We start from the raw sequence: 3,659 nt of genomic DNA, 5'->3' as shown, positions 1-3,659 counted from the left end.
AGGCGCGGCCGTCGGCGGGGTCGCGGTCGTAGAGGCCGACGGCGATGCGGTGGGGGCGGCTGCCCTGCTGGTCGACGGTGAGGGTCCAGGTGCTGTCGGTGTCGGTGACCCGGGCGGTGAGGGTGTCGACTCCGGTGGTGCGCAGCCAGGCGTCGGCCCAGGCGTGGACGTCGCGGTCGGCGGAGGCGCCGGAGGCCAGCGAGTCGATGAAGTCGGCGAGGGTGGCGTTGGCGAACTTGTGGCGCTGGAAGTGGATGTTGATCCCGGCGAGGAAGTCCTTCTCGCCGAGCCAGGTGACGAGCTGGCGCAGCGCGGAGGCGCCCTTGGCGTAGGAGATCCCGTCGAAGTTGAGGAGGGCGGAGGCGGTGTCCTCGACGGCTTCGGGGGCGACGGGGTGGGTGGAGGGGCGCTGGTCCGCGTCGTAGCCCCAGGCCTTGCGGGCGACGCCGAAGTCGACCCAGGTGTCGGTGAAGCGGGTGGCTTCGGTGAGGGTCTGGTAGCCCATGTACTCGGCGAACGACTCGTTCAGCCAGATGTCGTCCCACCAGCGGAGGGTGACCAGGTCGCCGAACCACATGTGGGCCATCTCGTGGGCGACGACCATGGCGCGGGTCTGCCGCTCGGTGTCGGTGACGGCCGAGCGGTAGACGAACTCGTCGCGGAAGGTGACGAGTCCGGGGTTCTCCATCGCTCCGGCGTTGAACTCGGGGACGAACGCCTGGTCGTAGGAGTCGAAGGGGTAGGGCTCGGTGAACTTCTCGTGGTAGCGGTCGAAGCACGCGCGCGTGATGTCGAGGATCTCCTCGGCGTCGGCGTCCAGGTGGGGCGCGAGGGAGCGGCGGCAGTGCAGGCCGAAGGGGAGTCCGCGGTGCTCGGTGCGGACGGAGTGCCAGGGGCCGGCGGCGACGGCGACCAGGTAGGTCGACAGGAGCGGGGTGGTGGCGGCCTGCCACTTCCCCTCCCCCAGGTGCTCGGTGACGCTGTTGGCGAGGACCGTCCAGCCTTCGGGCGCGGTGACGGTGAGGTCGAAGAGCGCCTTCAGGTCGGGCTGGTCGAAGGCGACGAAGACGCGCTGGACGTCCTCCATGAACAGCTGCGTGTAGACGTACGTCTCGCCGTCGGTGGGGTCGGTGAAGCGGTGCATGCCCTCGCCGGTGTGCGAGTAGCGCATGGCGGCGTCGGCGACCAGCTCGTGCGGGCCTTCGGTGAGGCCGGTGAGCGGCAGTCGGTTGCCGTCGAGGGCGGTGGGGTCCAGGGGCTGCCCGTCGAGGGTGACGGAGCGCAGATCGGCGGGCTTGAGCTCGACGAACGTGTCGCCTGCGGCGCGCGCGGTGAACCGGATCACGGTGCGGGAGTCGAAGGTGTCGGCGCCGCGGGTGAGGTCGAGGTCCACGGTGTACCGCTGGACGTCGATGAGTCGGGCTCGGGTCTGCGCTTCGTCGCGCGTCAGTACGGGCATGGGTTCATGCTGCCTGATGGCACTGACATCGGGACAGGGCTGCCCCCGGCCCGTGGGGTCAGCGTCTGGTGTCCTCGGCGATCTGCTCGTGGTGGCGGATGACCTCGCTGATGATGAAGTTGAGGAACTTCTCGGCGAAGGCGGGGTCGAGTTTGGCGTTCTCGGCGAGCTGGCGCAGGCGCTCGATCTGGCGGGCTTCGCGGGCCGGGTCCGCCGGGGGCAGTGCGTGGTGGGCCTTGAGGTGGCCGACCTGCTGGGTGCACTTGAAGCGCTCGGCGAGCATGTGGACGACGGCGGCGTCGATGTTGTCGATGCTGTCGCGCAGGCGGCCGAGTTCGGCGCGCACCTCCGGGTCGACGGCCGGCTGTTCCTGGGGCTTGCTGGTGGTCATGACAGATCAGCCTACGTGGAGCATGGGCGGGTCGTCGGGGTCGGGGATCTTGTCGGACCAGCCGCCGGGTACGGCGCGGCCCTGCTGTTCGCGGAAGCGGACGGGGGCGGTGCCGACGCGGCGGGTGAACAGGCGGGAGAAGTAGGCGGGGTCGTCGTAGCCGACGCGGCGGGCGACGGCGGCGACGGGGAGTTCGGTGGCGGCGAGGAGTTCCTTGGCGCGGCCGAGGCGGATGCCGAGGAGGTAGTCCTTGGGGCTGCAGCCGGCGCCGCGCCGGACGGCGGTGCGCAGTTCGGCGGGGGTCATGCCGTGCCGGGCGGCGTGTTCGGCGACGGACAGCGGCTGGAAGGCGTCGCGGGCGAGGGCCTGGAGGACGGGGTCGCCGTCGGGGGCCATGTCGGCGCGGGCGCGGCGCAGGGCGACGAGGAGCTCGTGGACGGCGGCGCCGGTCTCGACCTCGAGGAGGGGGTTGCCGCGGCGGGCGGCGCGGGCGATGCGGCCGACGGCGGCGCGGGCCTGGGCGGCGTCGGAGAGGGGGACGACGGGCCGGTCGGGTTCGATGTAGCCGAGTTCGGTGTACGTGGTGGTGGCCGGGCCGGTGAAGTCGACGAAGCACTCGTCCCAGCCGGTGTCGGGGTCGGGTCCGTAGTGGTGGGGCCGGCCGGGGGTGAGCCAGATGAGGGCGGGTGCGGTGACGGTGGTGCGGCGGCCCTGGGCGTCCTGGTACCAGCCGCCGCCCGCGGTGACGACGACGGCGACGTGGTGGTCGAGGGTGCGCGGTCCGACGGTGGGCAGCAGCCCGTGCTGGAGTCCCACGCCGAGGCAGACCAGGCCGAGGCGGTGGTGGACCGGGCTGGGTGTGAAGTACCGCATCCAGGTGTGGTACGTGGACATGTGTCCCCTCCCGTGGTGGTTCGTGTCGGCGTCCCCGTCCAACACCAGCCGATCTTTGTCCATGGACCCCGTCGCCCGCCAGAGGTGATGGTGGCGACCGGTGGGTGATGCGCCCGTCAGGCAAAGAGGAGCACGTAGATGGCCGAGTTCAGGGTGGGCGAGGACGACTTCGAGGTGGACGGGCGGCCGGTGCGGCTGTTGTCGGGTGCCTTGCACTACTTCCGGGTGCACGAGGAGCAGTGGGCGCATCGGCTGCGGATGCTGAAGGCGATGGGTCTGAACTGTGTGGAGACCTACGTCCCGTGGAACCTGCACGAGCCGCGTCCCGGTGAGGTGGCCGACGTGGCGGCGGTGGGCCGGTTCCTGGACGCGGCGCAGGAGGCGGGGCTGTGGGTGATCGCCCGGCCCGGCCCGTACATCTGTGCCGAGTGGGAGAACGGTGGGCTGCCGCATTGGCTGACGGGTCCCCTGGGGTCGCGGATCCGTACGCGTGACGCGGAGTTCCTCGCCGCCGTGGAGCGCTGGTTCGGGGTGCTGCTGCCGCACATCGTGGAGCGGCAGGTGGACCGGGGCGGCCCGGTGATCATGGTGCAGGTGGAGAACGAGTACGGCAGTTACGGCTCGGACCACCTCTACCTGCGGGCCGTCGCCGACCTGCTGGTCGAGCTCGGGGTGACGGTGCCGCTGTTCACGTCGGACGGGCCCGAGGACCACATGCTGTCGGGGGGTTCGGTTCCGGGGGTCCTTGCGACGGTGAATTTCGGCTCCCGCGCGCGCGAGGGCTTCGCGACGCTGCGCAGGCACCGTGCCAAGGATCCGCTGATGTGCATGGAGTTCTGGTGCGGCTGGTTCGACCACTGGGGTGCGGACCACACCGTGCGGGACGCGGCGGACGCGGCCGACGCGCTGCGGGAG

Annotated in this window: 4 protein-coding genes; 1 reads left to right on the top strand and 3 read right to left on the bottom strand. The window is 71.4% G+C overall.

Annotated features, from left to right (window positions below):
- The 3 genes from pepN to M4J07_RS47055 form a co-directional block, all read right to left on the bottom strand.
- A partial coding sequence (gene pepN / locus M4J07_RS47065) for an aminopeptidase N (RefSeq protein ID WP_255983429.1) occupies window positions 1-1,459 on the bottom strand: 1,459 nt, incomplete at its 3' end.
- A gap of 58 nt (window positions 1,460-1,517) precedes the next feature.
- Window positions 1,518-1,850, bottom strand: coding sequence for a chorismate mutase (locus tag M4J07_RS47060; protein ID WP_255983427.1), 333 nt, complete (start codon window positions 1,848-1,850; stop codon window positions 1,518-1,520).
- Window positions 1,851-1,856: 6 nt separating this feature from the next.
- Window positions 1,857-2,744: a helix-turn-helix domain-containing protein gene (locus M4J07_RS47055; protein WP_255983425.1), complete on the bottom strand. Its 888-nt coding sequence runs from the start codon at window positions 2,742-2,744 to the stop codon at window positions 1,857-1,859.
- Window positions 2,745-2,882: 138 nt separating this feature from the next.
- Here M4J07_RS47055 and M4J07_RS47050 point away from each other — a divergent pair.
- Window positions 2,883-3,659 (top strand): beta-galactosidase (locus tag M4J07_RS47050; protein ID WP_255983423.1); only part of this gene is annotated, 777 nt, incomplete at its 3' end.

This window comes from Streptomyces longispororuber, assembly GCF_024448165.1.
Lineage (GTDB): Bacteria > Actinomycetota > Actinomycetes > Streptomycetales > Streptomycetaceae > Streptomyces > Streptomyces longispororuber_A.
Note: the sequence above shows the minus strand (reverse complement) of the source record. Positions and strands in the feature narration are given on the sequence as shown.